The organism is Chryseobacterium sp. FR048 (assembly GCF_056844665.1).
Map to the genome: position 1 here is coordinate 18,395 of NZ_JBXDSE010000009.1, position 18,405 is coordinate 36,799.

General features: G+C 36.8%; 19 protein-coding genes and 1 tRNA gene. 8 read left to right on the forward strand and 12 right to left on the reverse strand.

Annotated features, from left to right (window positions below; genetic code table 11):
* Window positions 1–22: 22 nt before the first annotated feature.
* Complete coding sequence (locus AC106K_RS22310; protein ID WP_482447658.1) at window positions 23–652, forward strand: dioxygenase family protein; 630 nt, start codon at window positions 23–25, stop codon at window positions 650–652.
* Window positions 653–786: 134 nt separating this feature from the next.
* Window positions 787–1,731 carry an MBL fold metallo-hydrolase gene (locus tag AC106K_RS22315; RefSeq protein WP_482447659.1) on the forward strand — a complete coding sequence of 315 codons (945 nt, stop codon included), beginning with the start codon at window positions 787–789 and terminating at the stop codon, window positions 1,729–1,731.
* Window positions 1,732–1,930: 199 nt separating this feature from the next.
* On the opposite strand, the gene AC106K_RS22320 is transcribed toward AC106K_RS22315, so the two are convergent.
* On the reverse strand, window positions 1,931–2,539 hold the full coding sequence (locus tag AC106K_RS22320; RefSeq protein ID WP_482447660.1) for an SMI1/KNR4 family protein: 609 nt from the start codon (window positions 2,537–2,539) through the stop codon (window positions 1,931–1,933).
* 76 nt (window positions 2,540–2,615) lie between these two features.
* A complete protein-coding gene (locus AC106K_RS22325; RefSeq protein ID WP_482447661.1) occupies window positions 2,616–3,107 on the reverse strand; it encodes a DUF3291 domain-containing protein in 492 nt (163 codons plus the stop codon).
* Window positions 3,108–3,192: 85 nt separating this feature from the next.
* Between AC106K_RS22325 and AC106K_RS22330 the strand changes: the two genes are divergently transcribed.
* The 3 genes from AC106K_RS22330 (at window position 3,193) to AC106K_RS22340 (ending at window position 5,249) form a co-directional block, all read left to right on the forward strand.
* On the forward strand, window positions 3,193–3,546 hold the full coding sequence (locus tag AC106K_RS22330; protein WP_482447882.1) for a winged helix-turn-helix transcriptional regulator: 354 nt from the start codon (window positions 3,193–3,195) through the stop codon (window positions 3,544–3,546).
* A gap of 101 nt (window positions 3,547–3,647) precedes the next feature.
* The gene (locus AC106K_RS22335) at window positions 3,648–4,967 is read left to right on the forward strand and encodes an erythromycin esterase family protein (protein WP_482447662.1); all 1,320 of its coding nucleotides are present in this window, start codon (window positions 3,648–3,650) and stop codon (window positions 4,965–4,967) included.
* A 197-nt stretch (window positions 4,968–5,164) separates the two neighbouring features.
* A tRNA-Ser gene (locus AC106K_RS22340) sits at window positions 5,165–5,249 on the forward strand.
* 498 nt (window positions 5,250–5,747) lie between these two features.
* Here the strand turns inward: AC106K_RS22340 and AC106K_RS22345 are convergent.
* The 4 genes from AC106K_RS22345 to AC106K_RS22360 all read right to left on the reverse strand — a co-directional run bounded on the left by AC106K_RS22345 (window position 5,748) and on the right by AC106K_RS22360 (window position 8,681).
* Window positions 5,748–6,176: a hypothetical protein gene (locus tag AC106K_RS22345; RefSeq protein ID WP_482447663.1), complete on the reverse strand. Its 429-nt coding sequence runs from the start codon at window positions 6,174–6,176 to the stop codon at window positions 5,748–5,750.
* Between the two features lie 59 nt (window positions 6,177–6,235).
* Window positions 6,236–6,775, reverse strand: a complete 540-nt coding sequence (locus tag AC106K_RS22350; RefSeq protein WP_482447664.1) for a GNAT family N-acetyltransferase — start codon at window positions 6,773–6,775, stop codon at window positions 6,236–6,238.
* A gap of 245 nt (window positions 6,776–7,020) precedes the next feature.
* Complete coding sequence (locus AC106K_RS22355) at window positions 7,021–7,890, reverse strand: AraC family transcriptional regulator (RefSeq protein ID WP_482447665.1); 870 nt, start codon at window positions 7,888–7,890, stop codon at window positions 7,021–7,023.
* 365 nt (window positions 7,891–8,255) lie between these two features.
* Entirely contained in the window at window positions 8,256–8,681 is a 426-nt protein-coding gene (locus AC106K_RS22360) for a tetratricopeptide repeat protein (protein WP_482447667.1), read from the reverse strand.
* Between the two features lie 506 nt (window positions 8,682–9,187).
* On the opposite strand from AC106K_RS22360, the gene AC106K_RS22365 reads away from it, so the two are divergent.
* Complete coding sequence (locus AC106K_RS22365) at window positions 9,188–10,486, forward strand: hypothetical protein (RefSeq protein ID WP_482447669.1); 1,299 nt, start codon at window positions 9,188–9,190, stop codon at window positions 10,484–10,486.
* Window positions 10,487–10,539: 53 nt separating this feature from the next.
* Here AC106K_RS22365 and AC106K_RS22370 read toward each other — a convergent pair whose 3' ends face one another.
* From AC106K_RS22370 to AC106K_RS22380, 3 genes are all read right to left on the reverse strand, one after another.
* Entirely contained in the window at window positions 10,540–11,034 is a 495-nt protein-coding gene (locus AC106K_RS22370; protein ID WP_482447671.1) for a hypothetical protein, read from the reverse strand.
* A gap of 630 nt (window positions 11,035–11,664) precedes the next feature.
* Window positions 11,665–13,437, reverse strand: coding sequence for a S41 family peptidase (locus AC106K_RS22375; protein ID WP_482447672.1), 1,773 nt, complete (start codon window positions 13,435–13,437; stop codon window positions 11,665–11,667).
* A gap of 77 nt (window positions 13,438–13,514) precedes the next feature.
* A complete protein-coding gene (locus tag AC106K_RS22380; RefSeq protein ID WP_482447674.1) occupies window positions 13,515–14,018 on the reverse strand; it encodes a DinB family protein in 504 nt (167 codons plus the stop codon).
* Window positions 14,019–14,209: 191 nt separating this feature from the next.
* On the opposite strand from AC106K_RS22380, the gene AC106K_RS22385 reads away from it, so the two are divergent.
* Window positions 14,210–15,352 (forward strand): tetratricopeptide repeat protein, encoded by a 1,143-nt coding sequence (locus tag AC106K_RS22385; protein WP_482447676.1) that lies wholly within the window; start codon window positions 14,210–14,212, stop codon window positions 15,350–15,352.
* 36 nt (window positions 15,353–15,388) lie between these two features.
* On the opposite strand, the gene AC106K_RS22390 is transcribed toward AC106K_RS22385, so the two are convergent.
* The 3 genes from AC106K_RS22390 to AC106K_RS22400 are packed head-to-tail and all read right to left on the reverse strand — an operon-like array spanning window position 15,389 to window position 17,683.
* Window positions 15,389–16,168, reverse strand: a complete 780-nt coding sequence (locus AC106K_RS22390) for a hypothetical protein (protein ID WP_482447678.1) — start codon at window positions 16,166–16,168, stop codon at window positions 15,389–15,391.
* Entirely contained in the window at window positions 16,165–16,767 is a 603-nt protein-coding gene (locus AC106K_RS22395; RefSeq protein ID WP_482447680.1) for a GNAT family N-acetyltransferase, read from the reverse strand. The genes AC106K_RS22390 and AC106K_RS22395 overlap by 4 nt, the downstream gene beginning before the upstream one ends.
* Window position 16,768: 1 nt before the next feature.
* A complete protein-coding gene (locus AC106K_RS22400) occupies window positions 16,769–17,683 on the reverse strand; it encodes a hypothetical protein (RefSeq protein ID WP_482447682.1) in 915 nt (304 codons plus the stop codon).
* Window positions 17,684–18,002: 319 nt separating this feature from the next.
* On the opposite strand from AC106K_RS22400, the gene AC106K_RS22405 reads away from it, so the two are divergent.
* On the forward strand, window positions 18,003–18,344 hold the full coding sequence (locus tag AC106K_RS22405; protein WP_482447683.1) for a nuclear transport factor 2 family protein: 342 nt from the start codon (window positions 18,003–18,005) through the stop codon (window positions 18,342–18,344).
* Window positions 18,345–18,405: the final 61 nt, after the last annotated feature.

An 18,405-nucleotide genomic window follows, 5' to 3' on the forward strand; every position in this document is an offset into this window, starting at 1 on the left:
TCACCTTAAAACGCTAAAAGCTATGGACTTTAAAAACAAAAACAATTCTTTATGGATCTTTCTGATGGTATTCGTTTTAACCTCCTGCCAGGGACAGACTAAAAAGCCTATCGGAGGTCCCTGCGAAGGCTGTGAAGCTCTTTTTGAATATAAAAACAAGATCCTGAATCCCATCGATACGCTTCCAAAATTCCGACAGAACGAGCCTAAATTAAAAATCACAGGTACCGTTTTTAAAAAAGACGGGAAAACCCCGGCAGAAAATGTTATTATCTATATTTACCACACCAACAGACAAGGCATTTACGAAACCAAAGGCAATGAAACCGGCTGGGCAAAACGACATGGGCTGATCCGGGGCTGGATCAAAACCGGAAAAGACGGAAAATATACTTTTTATACGTTCAGACCCGCAGTTTATCCTGATGGCAGTGAACCGGAACATATTCATATTACCATAAAAGAGTCCGGTAAAAATGAATATTATCTGGATGAATATCTTTTCGAAGATGACCCGTCGCTGACATCTGCCATGAGAAAGAAACAACCCGGCAGAGGGGGTTCCGGAATTGTAAAACCCTTCATTGAAGCTCAACTTCTGACTATAAAAAGAAACATCATTCTGGGGAAAAAAATTCCGGATTATCAATAAAATATAAGAATCGGAATTCTCAATAAAGATTCATTAATGGGTATAATGACAAAAACATAATATACTATCGCAAAAAAAATAGCGTAAATTTGTGCTACCCTATCTGAAAAAGGATAGGTTTTTTAGTTTTAAAAATGAAAAGAACAGCACTTTCCCTATTTGCCTTCTTGTTGCAAATTACCTGTCAGGCACAAAATTTTGACCTTATTCCATTAGGGATTTACGGTGGAGAAAAAGAAGATAATTTATCTGCTTATTTAGTAGGAGCTCCAAAAGACAATGCTTTTATCTGCCTTGATGCGGGTACGGTAAATGCAGGAATACGAAAAGCAGTTCAATTGAAAAGTCTTAACGGACCTGAGGAAACTGTTCTGCAGGATCAGATCAAAGGTTACTTTATTTCCCACGGCCACCTGGATCATTTATCAGGGCTTATCATCAACTCTCCTGCTGACTCTAAAAAGAATATTTTCGGGATTGCTCCTGTACTTCAGATTCTGCAAAACCACTACTTTATTACGGATACATGGATCAATTTTGCGGATCAGGGCCAAAAGCCTATGCTGGGGAAATACCATTATAATGAACTTCAGGCAGGAACAGAAATTCCGGCACCACAAACTCCGTTTTTCATCACCGGCTATGAGCTGAGCCATGTGAATCCTTATAAAAGTAGTGCAGCCCTTGTCCGAAGAGATGATCATTATCTGCTTTATTTAGGAGATACGGGCGCTGACCGGATTGAAAAATCTGACCGGCTTGATCAGCTTTGGGAAAGAATTGCTCCCCTTGTAAAAAAGAAGCAGTTAAATACCATATTGATTGAAGTTTCCTTCCCCAACAGCCAGCCTGAGCATTTGTTATTCGGCCATCTTACCCCTAATCTTCTCGTGGAAGAGCTGAAGAAACTTAAAGAAAAAACAGGACAGAAAAACCTGGAAGGTCTGAATATCGTAGTTACCCACAGAAAACCGACAAAAGATAATCCTGAGATCATCAAAAAAGAATTACTGAAAAATAATCCTCTGCAGATACATTATATTTTCCCTGAACAGGGTAAAAAAATAAGTTTACCTTAATCAAGATCAGAGATCTATCTGCACAATAAAACAGGAATACCGAATAATAAAGCGAAAGAAAGCTAACATAAATAGGTATTCCTGTTTCAAAAAAAGATTTCCTTCTTCTGCCAGGATTTCAGGAAATCTATCTAAATTTTATTGAAAAACTCTTAAAAGGGAATCATTATCTGTTTGTGAGACTATCTACAATTTACATTTAATATTTCCATTTTCTTATAATATCTTCTCCCAATAAGTCTGTTAAGATTTCTTCTGTCCATTCCGCTACTTCTTCCTCTCCGGTATCAGTTCCAAACAGATCAGACTGCGCTGAGATCAGACAACATTTAAGGTATTGATCCACATTTTCAAACATTTTACTCAAATAAGGACTTCCTTCGTGGTCATAATAGTAAATTTCTTTTGTTTCGCTATGAAAGCAAAACATATTTCCATTACCCAGATAGTCGCTGAATGAGATCAGAAAAGGGAGGTATTCTCTGTCTTTCTCTGTAAAATCAGGCCCATATTGCGGATGTTCAGCCCAAATTTCTTTAATAAAGCTAATTTCATCAAATTCCTGTAGCTGTTCGCCAATATCAGCGATACCAAATGTTCTGTAAAACAATCTGAGCCCATGAGGCAAAGCTGTTCCCAATCTTTGTTCCAAAGCATTGATTTTTTCTTCCCGGACAGGTTCTTTCAGTTCGTCATTCCAGTTATCTGCAACAGCTTCAAGAATCCTTCTGGTATTTACTTCCCAATGCTCTTCTCCAATGATTGTAAAAGGAATCAGAATATCTTCTTTTTTATGTATTTCAAGCATCCTATTTTATCGTGATCTGTAATTTTGGATCAAATATACCACATATCCCAATACCCTTCTGCTACAGCTTTTCCTCTTATTTCTTTATTAAATTTTCATTTTTTGGTAAAACATCACCGATACCATCTGCATTTTGATCAATCTTCTGAAATGTAAAAGCATAAGACGAAGCTCCATTTTCCTGAAGATAATAAAGCCGCTGCAGAGCTTCTTCAATGTCCGGATAGTCTCCTTTCCTGATCCACCAGAGTGCATAGTGACTCTTTCCATATTTCTGAAACCACTCTTTTCTATTTTTCAAAAAATAGGAATGAAATGTTTTGTATGTGTAGTGCTGCAGAGACTCAACATCTTCCCAAACGGAAATATTAATGATCATCTGTACATCATTCAACGGATTCAATCCGACTGCATTATTATCTTCATCTTTCAGACGCCAGATGAAACCCTTGCTGTTTTCAGCCAATTGATTGACATGATCCAGATTATCAACAAATTCTTTCATGATCGGATCCTGTATGTCTACACCCTTCATCCTTGCAATATTGATCTGTGCTAAGTGATACATTGATTTTTATTTTAAATTTGATTTTATTTTGATTCAAAACTATATTATTTTCTATAGCCCGGAAATAACTACCTATTCAGATAGTATGAAAAAAGAATGCAGCAAAAGCTATATCAGCATCAACGAAAAGTCCTATCCATGTTCTGTAAGTTTTGTCATGGATCTCATTGGAGGAAGATGGAAAGCCGTCATATTGTGCCATTTAAGACATGGTGAACAACGGTTTGGCGAACTTCGGAAAGAACTTCACTTTATTACGGAAACCACTCTGAGTATACAGCTCAAACAATTAGAAAGTGATCATTTGATTCTAAAAACCACCATTGGAACCAAACCGCCACTGAAAACGATCTATAGCCTCTCTGACCTGGGACGGTCATTTATCCCACTATTGGATGACATCAATAAATGGGGCAATATGATCATTGAAAATCAATAAGAAAAAGTGCTTTCGCCCTACAGTCCTTCATTTCAAGTCTCTGATATGTTGCGACATGTTGATATTTAATGTATTTTGGCCGAAATTTTAACACTAATACTATGAAAAACCCCGTACTGACAGTACTTTTACTTTCGTTTTCCCATTTAACGATTGCCCAATCAAAAACTGACTTTTCAAAATTATACTTGGATGATCTGTACAGTACAAGTAGTAAAATACGGTCTATATCGCCAGGTGACACTAATTTTAATGACCTTGAACCTATTGGAAAATCAATTGATGAAGCTAAAATTGTACTGTTGGGAGAGCCCAGTCACGGAGACGGCGGGTCTATTCATATGAAAACAAGGCTGGTTAAATATCTTCATGAAAAAAAAGGATTTGATGTCCTGTTGTTTGAAGCTGATTTGTATTCCATTATGTTTGGTATGTCAGACATTAAAGATCCTTCTCAGGTTCTTTCTCTTGCAAAAGAAAATATTTATACCTGCTGGTCAGACAGCAATGTCAGTAAGGATCTATGGGCCTATTACAATACCGAATTAAAAGGAAACAACCCCATCCGTCTTGGAGGAATCGACTCAAGGCATGCCGGCAGCTTTTCTAAAACGCAGCTTGTACCTGCTCTTACGGATCTTCTTAAAGCATCTCATTTTGATACCGGTTCTGCAACCTATAAAAACTTTGTAAAAGACCTCAACTATATCCTGGAACATGAATTTTCTTCGAAAAAAGATTCTGTAGATGCCGGAAATTTTGCCTCTGAAATCAAAAATATTGAAGAAACGATTCTATTCAGCTCTACAGAGGCTAATCTGAGGAAAAAATGGTTGATTGAAGTCAATAATATCAAAAGTCTTTTTGATCTGACCATTGAGGGAAAAAGCAGGGACGCTATGATGGCAAAAAACTTCATCTTTCTGGCAAAATATGTTTTCCCGGGTCAAAAGATTATCGTCTGGTCTCATAACAATCATAATGTGCTGGATGTAAACACTTACGTTTCTTTCAGTCCTGACTTTGCAAAGCAATGGTACGCCAACAATACGTATCAGGGATTTACTTATTTCGGAAGTGAAATCTTCAGGGAGTTTGGAGATCAGGTCTATTCACTAGCCATTACCTCAGGCAGCGGAACTTTTTCACCGGCTTTTTTCGGAAATGATTATTTTCATGCCGATTTCACCAAAACAGCCAAAATACCTCTATCCGGTGAAGGGTCTCTGGAATTGTATTTGAAAAATAAAAAAAGTAATATTCAGTTTCTTCCCCTACCGAAAGCACAAGGCAGACCTAGCAGCTATCCCTGGTTCTCTGCCCGATTATTCGATTTGACCTATGAAGCGAAAATGGATTATACGTCTTCCTTCAATGGTATTATTTATATTGATAAAACAGTAGATTTAAAGGGACAGTAAATATTAACTTTATTAAAATCTCCACATCTGATTAAACAACTGAAAATCAAACAACAAAAGCATAATTTAGCTCTTAAAAGCAGTGCAAATCCTTATAAAAACTGAAAAAAATCAATTTTATTCAAAAAACATTTTGCCAGTATTAAAAAACTTTCTATATTTGCACCACTGAAAACAACGGCACTACCGGAGTTTAAGGAGAGTTGGCAGAGTGGTCGATTGCGGCAGTCTTGAAAACTGTTGACTGTAACAGGTCCGGGGGTTCGAATCCCTCACTCTCCGCAAAAATCCTCGAAAATCTATGATTTTCGAGGATTTTTTATTTATGGGATTTTCTTTTTTAATACTCTGCTTTCTTGTAATAAATAAACGAAAATAATTTGTAAATAGGATCTTAAAAGCTTCTATAGGATCAGGTTCAAAAGTTGGGGGATATAAAAATGCATAAATGTAAATTTAAAATTATTTTTTCATTTATACTTTTGTCTTAAAACAAAAGTATACAAAAATTCAAGACTGGAATCATTCGCTAAAAATTGATATTGACTCCTAAAATTTCCAAACTCGCATGGAATCAAATCCTTCTTCTTCGACTCAAAATCCCAGCCATGCTCAGACAGTGGAAATTTTTTAACGGATTCAATCTCAATTTTTTTAACGCTCCTGCTTCCTAGGTCAATTAAACATCACCCATTCAAATCCACTTGTTTTTTATCATCCTTTTTCTTTGTATCTAAATCTAAAATTCAAATTCTCTCCAACTTTTGCGCTTGGTCTCTTCTACATCGTAACATCATTTTTAAAAGCCAGTTCTTTCAGTTTACTGACTGTGCTTTCTTCACTGATATTCCCTTTTTTAATATCCAGTACCAGTTCTTCCAAGGTCACTTTATAAAGGTTTGCAGCGTTATGAGACAGGAAGTTGATGACTTCATTTAAAGCACTATCATAATCTTCCAATCCACAATAAGAAAGGTATTTTAGCTGAGAAGCATACTCATTATTAGTGTTCTTTTGCAACAATTCATCAGCTCTATCAATTGCCTGATTGTATTTTTCAGTATTATAAAGAGCGTATGCCAGCAATAGCAATTTGTAACGTTCATCTTTTAGAGATAAATCATGTAAATCATTTAAAACAACAATGCCCGATTCATATTGTTCATTGTCGATCAAATCTTTAGCTTCCTGTAATTTGGTGATCATCATTTAAGAATATATTCTATAGTAATTGTTCGTTATCTTTCTTAGTATTGGAAGAGATCTAGCTATTCCTCATGATTATTGAGCGGCCTGGAAAGTATCCAGTGAATCATCTGAGCATCTCTTTTATCTTCTTCAAAATTCAGTCTGACCAACAGATTGATGGAACCTCTGTTTTTCGGTAGGCACCGGGCTGTAATATGAGACAAGCTTTTATTTGAAAATGCCCAGTGAATAAGTGTTCTTGCCGCTTCTTCAGCATAGCCGTTTCTACGTTCCGCTTCAATAATTCCATAGCCTATATCACAGCTTTTTGTTTCATCATCAAATCCTTTAAAACCAACGTCTCCGATGACTTCTCTGGTATCCTTTTTTATGACAATCCAGGACTCAAATCCCGTTGGATTTTCTACTCTGGACAGATTATTGATGATTTTGGGTAATGTTTCAAGAACATCAGAATCAGGCCAGCCCTGCCCTCTTTTCAAATCCAGCCTGTCGAGATCATTAAAATCATTGTTCAAAAAGTTTTCACATATCGCCTGTGTATAGGGCATAAGAATCAGCCTTTCTGACTTTAGCGCACTTATCTCAATCGTTTTCATGTTTAATAGTTAGAGTATAAAATTACATTGAATTTGGTTCAATAACAACGAGTAATGAATAAAAAACCACACCTATAAAAGATGTGGCTCAAAAAAACACAAATGATAAAAAAATTCATCATATAATTCCTCATTCACTTACTTAGAATAACTTTAATGCCATCCCTCCGACGCAATTACGCCACGAAATTAGTTTTTATTCCTGCACATTTATAATAGAAATGCGTAAAAAAATGATACCAAAACTACTTCCCGTAATTCTTTCTGAACTGAGTGGGCGTAAGTCCTGTTTTGATTTTGAAAAATTTGGTAAAATTAGTAACCTCTTTGAAACCTAAACTGTAAGCTATTTCACTGATGCTTATCCCACCATACATCAGGTTTCTTTTGATCTCCAGGATCACCCTGTTGATCAACCATTGTTTGGGACTCTGATTTTCTACTTTGAGAAATGCATTCTGAAGGGTTCTTAAGCTCACATTCAGCTCACTGCTATAATGATCCAGGCTATAATGTTGGTTTAAATTCTTATTAACAAGAGATTTAAAATTTTTCACAAGAAGCCTGTTGCTACAGAAATCAAAATTGATTTTAGAATTTACGGATACCTCTTCTGCAATCAGTAGAATATTAAACAGATAATTGTTCAGTACGATACTTTGTGCTTCAGTATAGGGCCTGGCCAATTCATTTTTAATATATTCAAACAGGACAGAAACCTCCTCAAATCTTTCACCGAGGTCAAAATACGGCAGGATCAGAGGATCATTAAAAAGATTGGTTTCACTGTAAAATTGAGATTGAATACTGGTCTTACACAGAAAATCTTCAGTAAAAATCATGACTTTACTTTTATAGTCAAGATCATGCTGAAACTGACTGACCTGGTATGGCGAAACAAAAAGTATATGCCTCGGCCTGACCTTGATGGTTTTAAAATCTATATGAAAAACGCCCTCACCTTCAAGGAAAAGATGAATACTGTTGAAAAGTATCCTATGGGGCTGAAAAAGCTGATGAGGTCTTGCAACAAGTAACTCTGCCAATTCCTTTGTATTGATATAATGGGAACTATTCTCATTGTGCAGGAATGGTTCAATTTTAAAACTCTCCATAAAACATTGTCTCTATTTTCTGCATTCGAAGTCATTAGCAAAGCTTTTCCTTCCTTCATCATTATTAAAAGAAATAAGTATACCAACCTGGGAACACCCATAATATTCTTCTGATGAACCTCCAAAGAAAAGCTCCTGATATGATCCCCACCACTTATCATACTTCAGTATATTACATATAGACTATAAACTTACTTTAATGCAGAATCAATTTTTCGGAAAATTACCATTTATTTTTTTAATTTATTATTATTTTTAATCATAATCATTTATGAAAATATATTATATTTTATTTTGTTATTATATATACAATAAACCCATCGCAGTTGCAATGGGTTTATTGTATTCTATTTCCAGATTATGGTCTATACATAAATCTTATTTTTCAATGCCAATTCTTTCATTTTGTAAATGATTTCCATATCGGCAATATTCTCTCTTTTGATGTCAATTAAAAATTCCTCCAGAATGGTTTTATAAAGGTCAGCTTCGTTATCAGATAAAAATCTGATGATTTCATTCAGAGCATTATCATAATCTTCCAGTTCATAATAAGCTAAATATTTTATCTGAGAAGCATATTCATTGGTATGATCGTTTTCCAACAGTTTGTTGGCAGTTTCAATGGCCCAGTCATATTCTTCTATTTTATAGAAACAATTTGACAGCAATAACAATCTGAGATTTTCATATTTCAAAGGCAGACCCTTCAAATGACTTAAAACAGTAATGGCTAATTCATATTGTTCATTATCCATCAAATCCTTGGCTTCGTGCAATTCTGCAATCATAATTTAGGAATATTTTCTACAATGGTTATTGGCCAAGCAGTTGTATCTTCCGGCTTTGTCCTGACTTCTTTTTGGTTTTGAAAGCAGAAAAATCAGAAAAATCAATAAAGATCGTGACACAAGTCATACTGCCAATACTTTAAGTATATTACTTAAAAATCAAACTTGGGCTTTGGTAAGATTCTAAAATCTTAAGCCACAGATTATTAATTTTTCGAGCGCAAAATTACATCAATTTGCATTTCACTTATGATAAAAACACGAATATAAATGATAAAAAAACAAACTGCATAGCATTGTATGGTGGTCTTTGGAAAAGTTTTATAACTTTACCGACATACAAAACTAATAATGCTTACTACCAATTTCTCAGAATTTCCGGAAATGATTTTTATGACGTCAAATTCACTGCATAAAAAACGGATGTTTTCAAACTTGTTTACTTTCTTAGAGCGGGTCATTTGGAAAACTAATTCATAACAGGTAAGCGGACGAAAATTTTAAAGATGAAACAGATTATTTTAACAGCAGCATTTCTTTTGTTGGCACAAAGCGCAACAGCACAAAAACAGGATATTTCCCACGACAACATTTCTGTCTTTTTTGATGAAATCAGAGCTGCCTCAAAACAAAATATCCAGCTTTGGAATAAAGACCTGTATGGCCCCATACTATTGATTGATCCTAAAACCAGGGAAATTTTTGCCAATGAACCGGATACTGCAGATGTACTGAAACGTAATGGAAGTATCTATTCCGGAATTTTACCGGACAAACTCAATATTGCCAATACGGCCATCAACTGGAATGGGAAAAGATGGGCAATGATTATGCTTCCGCTTCCTCAAAATAAACAAAACAGAGTCAATCTGCTGGCCCATGAATCATTTCACAGCATCCAGCCCACACTAGGTTTTACCCTTAGCAATGCCGAAAACAATCACCTGGACCAAAAGAACGGAAGACTTTATCTGCGTCTGGAACTGGAAGCGCTGAAAAAAGCAATCCAGGTTTCGTCAGAAAAAGAACAGCTGCAACATCTTACGAATGCCCTGACTTTTAGAAAATACAGACATTCTCTTTACAGCAATTCAGGTACGACTGAAAACCAGCTGGAACTGAACGAAGGTATTGCGGAATTTACAGGGGTAATACTCAGTGGAAGAAATAAAGCACAGACGACCTCATTTTTCGTGACGGGTATTGACGATTTCTTTAAAAATCCAACATTTGTGCGCTCTTTTGCGTATCATACCATTCCTGTCTACGGCTACCTGCTGTACAACAAAGACAAAAACTGGAACAGAAACATTACTGATCAAACAGATCTGACGGATTATTTTATCAAAGCTTTCCACGTCAACATTCCGAAAGAGCTGAAAAAAGCTTCTGAGAACAAATCCGGACTTTATAACGGAAAAACAATCCTTCAGGAAGAAGAGACCAGAGAAGAAAACACCAAAAAACTTATTGCTGAGTATAAACTTAAATTTATTGATCAACCGCATTTTGAAATCAAATTTGAGAAAATGAATGTCTCATTTGATCCAAGAAATATTATTCCGATAGACGATAAAGGAACAGTTTATCCCAACATCCGGGTTACAGACAAATGGGGAATTTTAACGGTTGAAAAAGGTGCCCTAATGAGTCCGGGCTGGGATAAAATATCAATATCAAATCCTATCCGAACTGAAAACAATAAGGTATCCGGCGATGGATGGACGCTTGAATTAACAGAGAATTATACGATTGAAAAAGAGACAACAAGCGGAAACTATAAGCTAAAGCGGATTGAAAAATAACCGATACATAAAAGGCCAGTTCAAAATTTCAGATCCGGCCTTTTTCGTTTGTATTATCCGTAATAGTATTCAGCCGTAATATCTCCTTTAAAATCCGGACGGATGGCCTGTTTCACCAGATTCAGTTCAAACAGCCGCTCACCGTTTTTCCTGCCTGCACGTATTTTCAATGAATACCAGCCGTTTTCCAGAGGAAGCGTGATACTGTTTTCTTCGCTGATTAGTGCAATGTCTTTTAAATAACCGATGCCTACAATCCGCACCTGGTTATTGACCGTTTGAAATATCCAGCCTTCAGACTGTGCTTCCACTTCGTTATGATCCAGAATGTAGTTTTCATCTGTAGACATCTGAAAAGAATAATAGTCTTCTTCTACGCCTATGATCGGAATGGCAATTCCCAACCGGGTTATTTCATCCCCATGCTCATTTTCCACGAAATATTTTAAAATATTATTACCGGGCAGGTTGTAATCCTGCAGGTATTTCGCCAGAAGCTCCGGGCTGAATATCACAAAACCTTTAAGTTCAGAGAATATTTTTTTCATAGTATATTTGGATTGGATTTGGTTTAATTTTCACCTGTCATTCAACAGTATTGTAATATCCGGCTTAGGTCAAATATTTTTTTGAATGATCAGTTTTTACCATTCCACCAGAAAAACTTCATATCAGCCAAGCTGATCTTTTTGGAAATATTCCACGGAAAAGATGATGAATAATCAATAATTTCTATCTTCCTTCCCTACTGACTTGCCTATCCTTTTAGAATTTTGTTCAGTCATGATCAGTAAATTTAATTGTTATTACTATTTTATAATGATGTGATGGTCTAACAAATATAAAACGGTTATTTATTTTCAAAAAATTTTCAGACCGCAATCTGAAAATTTGTAGTAATTCTACGACTTTATGGCAATAACTCTAAAAATACATCACAAAAAACAAAGCACATAAAAACTTATATATGAAATGAATACAAATTAATTTTATTTCTCACAGAAACAATATTCAACCCACTCTTAAGAGAAATAGGCGGACCGTAAAAGCATGAAAAGAAGAAATATTATGGTAAATTAGAGAAGATCTGGAATGGCTGAATGCATTTAAAGAAAAATTTATTTCCCTTTCAGACTATTGATAAGGGTTTCACCGCAAGCAGCAAAACCCTTTATCCTCTATTTTTTATTTTTTGTCAGTTCCAGCACTTTCTTCAGATACCCATCAGTCTGATCTAGAAACTCCTGATTGGTTGTATGAACTTCAATATGAGGAACGATTCCCTGACCTCTTTTCTGATCTGGAAGATATTGGGCATCCTGAATCACATGCACAATAGAAAATCCGGTCTGAATTCCGGTATTGGGAAGTTCGAAGACCAGCGGAAAGTGCCCGTTGTGCTCATAATAGCCTCCTACTGTTTCTTTTCCAATAACAATTGCATTGGTATAAGACTTTATAAGGGAAGCCAGATGCGAAGCTGCTGAAGCAACACGCTGATCTGCCAAAAGGTACAGCTGACCTTTGAACGTTTTTTCATTGGGTAAGATCAGAGGATTTTTATCATTTCCCCAATAGTGTTTCCCTTGAGAAGGGTCAGAATATTCTGATTTCAGATACGCATTCAAACCATTCTTATCCGTAACCCCATTGGCCAGAAAAAGAGGGGTAATCACCAGCTTTTCTTCCAAAGGAACCTCCCCAAAAATCGTGTAAGCATACTGACTGTCGCGGAAAGGTCTTTGTGTAAGATATGAAAATACTTTTTCATAGAGCGCTCCCGTACCCCCGGTATTTCCTCTTAAATCAATGATCAGGTTTCCTATTTTCTCTTTTTCTAAAGTATCTATCATCTGATCAAGAAAAACCCCGAACTTTTTATAGGCAGGATCTTTTTCTCCGGTAGCAAAGTCAAAACCTCTTAAAGATAAGCGGTACACCCCTTCCCCTTCTTTGCTGAGGCTGTATTTTTCAGCCATCAGTTTTTTATCAAAAGAAAGCGAATGTCTTGATTCCTGAAGTTTTTTAAAGTTTTCCAGAGAGATTCCCGGCAGAGAAACTTCATTGGTCTTCCCCTCCCATTGATAGCGGATCACATAATTTTTATGGGTTCCGAACTCAATATAGAATTTATCCAGCATTCCTCTTTCAAAACCCGTAGTTTCTTTGTAAGGCATTGAAAATCCGTCGGAGAAATAATATTGAGCAAAACGACTAATCATTTCTTTGGTAGGAATTCCGTTGATAGACAGAATTTCAGCACCAAGAGGCAAAGCGACCTCTTTGGAATCCTGAAGCAAACGTCCGTCAATATTCTTTAAGGTAATGGGTAGGTATTCCGGTTTTTGGGTCAGATAATAAGAGGCGTGGTTGGGTAGATCTGTATAATTATGACAGCTTCCTTCAAACCCTGTAACCTTAGCAATTACTTTATAAAAATCAAAGATCGTCTTACAGTTTTTGGCTTCTGCCTCAGCTACCTGATATATACTGTCAATCTGTTTTTTGCTTCTATAGACATACAAGCCGGAATTCACCTGTTCTCTTATGGAACGGAAGGTATGAAGATCTTCCACAAACAGGTCGGAACTCAACTGACCATTCAGAGCCGGTAAGGTTTTGGCTTCGGTGACAGATACTTTGGCCGTCTTAGTCTTTTCAAGATAAGATTTAGCCCAGATCTTAAGCTCATATTTTTTACCTTTCTCTGGTGTATAGCGTAATCTTTCAACGCTTTTTATCCCTCTGGAATCATCCTGGTCCTTTATTTTTTTTCCATCTGTCAACAAAGATACGGCCAGATTAGCATCTCCGGACTGAACTGAAATCCAGGCAGGTTTATCAGATTTCAGAGAATATTTCAGGGTATCTCCCGGTTTCAATTCAAAACCGGTCTGGGCATAAACGGAATTTACCAATAATACAACAGGAAGGATAAAACGTTTGGTCATTATTATTTTTTAAGCGGCTAATATACAAATTAACCCCATCTGATGGGATGTCCTCTACATTTCCGGTTTTATTTTCTCTATAAACTTACACTCATTTCCTGTACCTCTTCAGCAGAAAAACCATAGATCTGAGGTGTTTTTACATCCAGGAGGTTCAGATAAATATAGATTTCTGCCCGGTGATGAATCTCATGCTCTATCATTGCCCGAAGCCACTTCCAGATTGAAATTTCATTGTTGGCAGGAGTCAGACATTTACGGTTAAGATCTTCATCGGAAAGACTGCTGATGATCTCAAGAGTCTGTCTGTGCATTTCATTAAAGAATTTTACCGCTTCCTCATAACCATCTGCCAGTTCTTTTCCACATCCCGGATAAGCACTTTTCCTCCCCGAAATGGTTTCACCGTACATATATCTTTCAATGGTAGCAATATGTCTGATCTGATCTCCAATGGTAAATTTTCCCGGTTTATAGGTAAAATCTATGTGCTCCGGAGGAACCACTTCAATGATCCGGTTGGTTCTCTCTCTGATTTTCCCATAATAGTCGATAAAGGATTGTACTGATTTTATTTCCATTCTGATTCTTTTTTAGCGGTATCAAACTGATTTCCCTGTCTTTTTTCTATACTGTGAATATAAGAAATCTTAAAACGGGAATTGTGATTTTTTACCCCAATCCTTTCAGGCATTAAAAAAATCCCCAATAAGTGAGGCCAAAATTTGGAGACTGACTAAATATCTGATATTTTAGTTAAAAATTATTATCGATGAAAACCTGGATTTCTCTGTTTATCGTCTTGTTCTGTTTCGGAAACATGACGGGACAGTCCGCTAAAATCAATACTGAAAAACTGCTTGAATTTTATGAAAACCAGCGCTATGATGATGCTGCCCGCTATCTTCAAAGTATTTATACCGATGATACCCAGGATCTCAAAGCACTGGGGCAGATCGCTTATTGTAATATGATGGCAGGAAAACTTCCTGAAGCAGAAAAAAGCTATCTGAAAATCAATACTCTGCAACCTGATAATATTCCCACTTTATTCAGTCTGGTAAGCATCAATTCCAGAAGAGGAAATGCCTCCAAAGCCAAATCATACCTTCAGCAGATCATCCGGCTGGACAGCATGAACTTCAGTGCCTACAAACAGCTTGCAGCCTATGAAGATAAGGCGGAAGCCAAACTTACATTTCTAAAAAAGGCCAATACTCTGAAAGCAACTGATCCTGATGTTGCTTATGACCTGTCTATGGTTTACCGTGAACTCAAACAAAATCAACAAGCTTATGATGTATTGCAGAAAGCCATTGCTGCCGATCCGGAAAATTTCACCCTTCAACAGGCCCAATTACCATTATCCAACCTGCTTGGAAAGTATCAGGAAGTGATTACGGTAGGAGAAAAACTGCTGAAAGTAAATGCGGATGCCAATGTCATGAATGATCTGGGACAGGCTTATTTCTACGTGAAAGACTATCAGAAGTGTGTTACCATGTATAAATTACTGGAGGACCTGGGGGTACAGAATGAAGGGACTTTATATTATATGGCATTAAGCTATCGTGAGCTGAAAGATTATGACAAAGCGGCTCTTTATGCCCAAAAGACCATTGACGAAGCGATTTCGGATCATACTCCGCTCTATTATGCATCATTAGCCGGAATTTATGAGGCTAAAAACCAATATAATGATGCATTGACCGCTTATAAGAGAGGTCTTACGTTCGGACAGAGCAATATCATCTGTTACCGCTTAGGGCTTCTCTACGACCTTAACCTGAAGCAACCCAAAAATGCGGTAACCTATTATCAGCTTTACCTTAAAAATAAACCTGATCAGGATAAGGAAAAGGAACAGATTGACTATGCAAAGGGAAGAATTGCGGCCATAGCAGGAACAAAATAGAAAGCATTCCTGAGTACGTACAGGAATCCCTGAGTTTTATTTCCTGTACATTGACCACATTTCCAATTCATCAAAGTCTTTAATCCCTGATAGGGTAAGCAGTTTATCTATTTTAATATTTGACCATTCTTTTTTGAACACTTCATCTCCGCTTTCTGCTGCTTCGTTGGTATTTTCCTGGGTAAGCATTTTTTTTGTAGAAAAATTGATGCTGGTGGTATTGTTTACAACAGGTCCCGTATTTGAGCTATTTTCATAACCGATCAGTTCAAAATCGGAATTCTGGTATCTGAAGATATATTTCCAGTAGCCGTACCTTCCATGAGCATAATGGATGTTGAGATTTCCTTTTTCTTCGTACACCATCAGCTCAGGAGCATAATAGGTTCCTCCTTCTTCATTTTCTGATGAAAAGCAGGCATTATTTTCAGAAGCCAGTTCGTATCCGTTTTCTGTTTTGAAAAGCACAATAATCCCTCTGCGATTACGGTCAAGCTTACCCCGGTTCTCGTCGGTAATGATATTTTGGGGATCAATTTTCTTGATAACGAGTATACAATCTTTCACTCCGTCTTTATTCAGATCTCCAAATGACTTCTCGAAAATATAGTATCCTTCGGGAACAAATTCATTAATTTCTTTTTTTGTTTCGGCTGGCGGGTTTTCTTTCTCAGATGCCACAACAGTAGTTTCGGGAGATTTCTGAGCCTCCGGTGATTTTTCTTTTTTATCTTCTTTGGAGCAGCTGCAGATCACCACAAATGATAATACAGCCAGCCATTTTAATCCGGTGAAATAAGTTTTTTTTCTATTCATATTTTAGTATTTATTTTATCCTGCAACTTCTGTTTTACATGATCATACCATTCCTCTTTCAAAATGCTTAAAACTACGACATCTATTCTGTTCTGATCAGCATCAAAAGCAAAATTTCTCAAAGTTCCTTCCATCGTACAGCCAATACTTTTCATGGCATTGATGCTTTTTTCATTGTTAGAATTTGCTTTGAATCCTACTCTTTCAAATCCTAATGTTTCGAAGGCAAGCTCAAGGAGCAGAAGTTTGCAGCTTTTATTGACATAGGTACCCTGATACTTTTTGCCATACCATGTATATCCCAGTTCCAATGTTTTATTTATGTTGCTGATGGCGTAAAACCTTGTACTACCAACGATTTTATTTTCTGACTTATCAATAACCGTAAAAGGATATTCTGTGCTCTGATCTCTGTTGGAAAGAGCGGTATCAATATATTTTCTGAGATTTTCCTCTCCGCCAGCACCAAACGCATTGTACTTCCATATATCCGGTTCATTTACAGAAAACTCCATCAGGCTTTCAAAATCGGCATTCTGTAATGGTCTCAGCAGAATTTTATCATTTTCTACCGTATAATCTTTTTGAAAATCAATCATCTTAAGCTTTCATATGTTTTAAAATCCAGTTTAAACATTCTTTAGAATCCATGATACTCCATGAATGCGGATGTCGCACGCCGCCGGGACGAATTCCGCGGTCATTTGTAATCACAAGATCGGCATTTTTATGCCCTTTCAACCTTAGCAGATTCACCATTGCCGTAATGTCTACACAGTTGAGATCGTAAAGATCCCGAGCTCTGTTTTCCATCTGCCATAGAATACCGGGCTCAGTATAAATCAGCATAGGAGTATTGAGCAAATATTTGGCATTACCACCGTCTTTCTCACGGTAAGAAAACATAGATTCTCTGATATAGTTCTCTTTATTTTTGTCTGGTGTTCCAAGGGCAGCAACCATCTCCTCGGTGAAATACTTGGCCTCATTGGTTGCGACCTCAGAATAATTTCTTTCGATGTCCCGCTGCATTCTGTAATACATATTTTCATAATCAAGAGGAACATCAAGGGCAAATATAGAATTAGGAATAAAATAGGTGTTTTTATCTCTGATGGCTCTCTCTGCATAAGTAAAAGCCAGCATTCCGCCTCCTGACAGACCCCCTATTGATATTTTATCCTTAGATAATTTATGTTTTTCAACGGTATCTTTCACGATTCGGTCCAAAAACTTCTGTTCGATATGAAACCCGAAATCTCCATCTTCCCAAGTCGGAAACAACACAACCAGATTTTTCTCCAGCGCCAGTTCATCCAGATTGATCTGATTCATTACTCCTTCTCCTGTTTCTCCGCCGCCCGGAAGAATAATAAGCAAACCTTCGGGCTTTCCTTTTGGAACTAATTTTAAATAATGATTTTGAGTGTCTTTAAAAGTTATTTTTTCAGGAGTCTGCGCCACCAGGCTGCTTCCTAACATCCCCAGTGCAAGGATAAAATATTTGATCTTCATAATTATATAGTTTACTGCTTAATTGTCTGTTACAAAATGTCAATTTGCAGGAAATATTGTGTTTATATCCAAAATTATTTCAAAAAGCTTTTAAGGCATAAATACAACTTTTTCGGCTTCTGTCATTCAGATTTTTTGTAATTTAATCCGAACTTAAATATTCCGGCCGTATTGAAAGCCTGTCGCCATACGGAATCATCATTCAAATACTAAAAACAAACGCCTGTCAGAATATGGTGATCAGCGATTATTTTGTGACGATCGTCACAGGCAAAACAGGTTCTGATCAGCTAATTTTACCTCAGCAAAAAACAACATTATGAGCAATACAATTTCAAATCCGGCAGAGCAGTTTATTCATTATCTGAATGAGGAAAATTTTGAAAGGGCAGAGATCTGTCTTGACCCTGATTTCAAATTTACAGGCGTATTGGGGACCAGAGAAGGTGCTTCGGTTTATATCAATGACATGAAGCAGATGAAATTCAAGTATCAGATTCTTCAAACCTTTACATCAGGTGAAGAGGTCTGCTTCTGGTATCATATTGATATGGGAGAAAAGACGATTCTGGCTTCCGGGTGGTACGAGGTGATCAACGGAAAAATTCATTCTTTAAAAGTACTTTTTGATCCAAGACCGCTATTGAATGATCAACCGTAATTCTAAAAAGCAATAATCAATAAAGCTGGCGGCCCCCCCCACCCCCCCGCCCCCCCCGAAA

Bases quoted from the DNA above. Each gene is read 5' to 3' on its own strand.
- AC106K_RS22310 (WP_482447658.1), top strand. From the start codon at position 23: ATGGACTTTAAAAACAAAAACAATTCTTTATGGATCTTTCTGATGGTA.
- AC106K_RS22315 (WP_482447659.1), top strand. From the start codon at position 787: ATGAAAAGAACAGCACTTTCCCTATTTGCCTTCTTGTTGCAAATTACC.
- AC106K_RS22320 (WP_482447660.1), bottom strand. From the start codon at position 2,539: ATGCTTGAAATACATAAAAAAGAAGATATTCTGATTCCTTTTACAATC.
- AC106K_RS22325 (WP_482447661.1), bottom strand. From the start codon at position 3,107: ATGTATCACTTAGCACAGATCAATATTGCAAGGATGAAGGGTGTAGAC.
- AC106K_RS22330 (WP_482447882.1), top strand. From the start codon at position 3,193: ATGAAAAAAGAATGCAGCAAAAGCTATATCAGCATCAACGAAAAGTCC.
- AC106K_RS22335 (WP_482447662.1), top strand. From the start codon at position 3,648: ATGAAAAACCCCGTACTGACAGTACTTTTACTTTCGTTTTCCCATTTA.
- AC106K_RS22345 (WP_482447663.1), bottom strand. From the start codon at position 6,176: ATGATGATCACCAAATTACAGGAAGCTAAAGATTTGATCGACAATGAA.
- AC106K_RS22350 (WP_482447664.1), bottom strand. From the start codon at position 6,775: ATGAAAACGATTGAGATAAGTGCGCTAAAGTCAGAAAGGCTGATTCTT.
- AC106K_RS22355 (WP_482447665.1), bottom strand. From the start codon at position 7,890: ATGGAGAGTTTTAAAATTGAACCATTCCTGCACAATGAGAATAGTTCC.
- AC106K_RS22360 (WP_482447667.1), bottom strand. From the start codon at position 8,681: ATGATTGCAGAATTGCACGAAGCCAAGGATTTGATGGATAATGAACAA.
- AC106K_RS22365 (WP_482447669.1), top strand. From the start codon at position 9,188: ATGAAACAGATTATTTTAACAGCAGCATTTCTTTTGTTGGCACAAAGC.
- AC106K_RS22370 (WP_482447671.1), bottom strand. From the start codon at position 11,034: ATGAAAAAAATATTCTCTGAACTTAAAGGTTTTGTGATATTCAGCCCG.
- AC106K_RS22375 (WP_482447672.1), bottom strand. From the start codon at position 13,437: ATGACCAAACGTTTTATCCTTCCTGTTGTATTATTGGTAAATTCCGTT.
- AC106K_RS22380 (WP_482447674.1), bottom strand. From the start codon at position 14,018: ATGGAAATAAAATCAGTACAATCCTTTATCGACTATTATGGGAAAATC.
- AC106K_RS22385 (WP_482447676.1), top strand. From the start codon at position 14,210: ATGAAAACCTGGATTTCTCTGTTTATCGTCTTGTTCTGTTTCGGAAAC.
- AC106K_RS22390 (WP_482447678.1), bottom strand. From the start codon at position 16,168: ATGAATAGAAAAAAAACTTATTTCACCGGATTAAAATGGCTGGCTGTA.
- AC106K_RS22395 (WP_482447680.1), bottom strand. From the start codon at position 16,767: ATGATTGATTTTCAAAAAGATTATACGGTAGAAAATGATAAAATTCTG.
- AC106K_RS22400 (WP_482447682.1), bottom strand. From the start codon at position 17,683: ATGAAGATCAAATATTTTATCCTTGCACTGGGGATGTTAGGAAGCAGC.
- AC106K_RS22405 (WP_482447683.1), top strand. From the start codon at position 18,003: ATGAGCAATACAATTTCAAATCCGGCAGAGCAGTTTATTCATTATCTG.